At 70.7% G+C, this 775-nt stretch carries 1 protein-coding gene and 1 pseudogene; both read left to right on the top strand.

Translation table 11 applies throughout. From position 1 onward, the window contains the following. Positions 1–115: 115 nt before the first annotated feature. Positions 116–601, top strand: a complete 486-nt coding sequence (locus tag SSBG_RS16475) for a hypothetical protein (protein WP_008747229.1) — start codon at positions 116–118, stop codon at positions 599–601. An 82-nt stretch (positions 602–683) separates the two neighbouring features. After that, positions 684–775: pseudogene (locus tag SSBG_RS36175) on the top strand (futalosine hydrolase); the annotation flags it as partial.

Raw genomic sequence — 775 nt, 5'->3', positions numbered from 1 at the left:
CCGCCCGGCCCCGTACCGTCAGGGCTTTCGCGGCTCCTTGACGGCGCGTCGGCGGCTACGGCACGCCGTACCCCCGCGCGGGTGCGCGTGGCGGGAGCCATATAGCCTGCCCCCCATGACCTCCCCGCGTTTCCCGGCCAACCGCCGCCGCGCCGTGGCCGCCATCGGCGCCGTGTCCGCCGGTCTCCTCGCCCTGTCGGCCTGCGACAAGCCGACCCCGCTGGCCACCGTGACGACCGGTACGACCTCGGTGAACTCGGAGGCCACCTGCTACGACGACGGGCACGCCCTCGGCACGGCGGCGCTCCAGAAGTGCCTCAAGGACACGAGCGACGCCAAGACCGTGAAGGTGGACCCGGACGAGACCGTCCGCTTCGGTGTCGACCCGGCCGTGGCCGACAAGGGCTGGACGTTCCTGCTGAACGGTCAGCGGATCACCGAGTCCAGCAAGAAGACGTACACGACCATCCCGGGGAACGTCTTCTTCAACGAGCAGTACGGCGGCCAGTCCTCGACCGGCACCGTCACGATCGTCGAGGGCGACGGCAAGAAGGCGTACGGCCTGTGGACGTTCAAGGTGAAGAAGAAGACGGACGACTGAGCGTCCGCACGGTCAGAACCCGGCGCCGCGCACGGTCGCAAGGACCGGGCATCGTGAAGAAGAAGGACGACTGAGCCACCCCATGCGCGTTCTCATCGCCACCGCCGTCCCCGCCGAACGGGACGCGGTGGCGCGCGCGTTCCCGGGCCGTCCCGTGCCGCGCACGCTGCCGGG

The organism is Streptomyces sp. SPB074 (assembly GCF_000154905.1).
Taxonomy (GTDB): domain Bacteria; phylum Actinomycetota; class Actinomycetes; order Streptomycetales; family Streptomycetaceae; genus Streptomyces.
This window is presented reverse-complemented; position numbering and strand designations above follow the sequence as displayed.

Excerpts from the sequence above, each read along its gene's own strand:
- SSBG_RS16475 (WP_008747229.1), top strand. The coding sequence starts at position 116 with ATGACCTCCCCGCGTTTCCCGGCCAACCGCCGCCGCGCCGTGGCCGCC.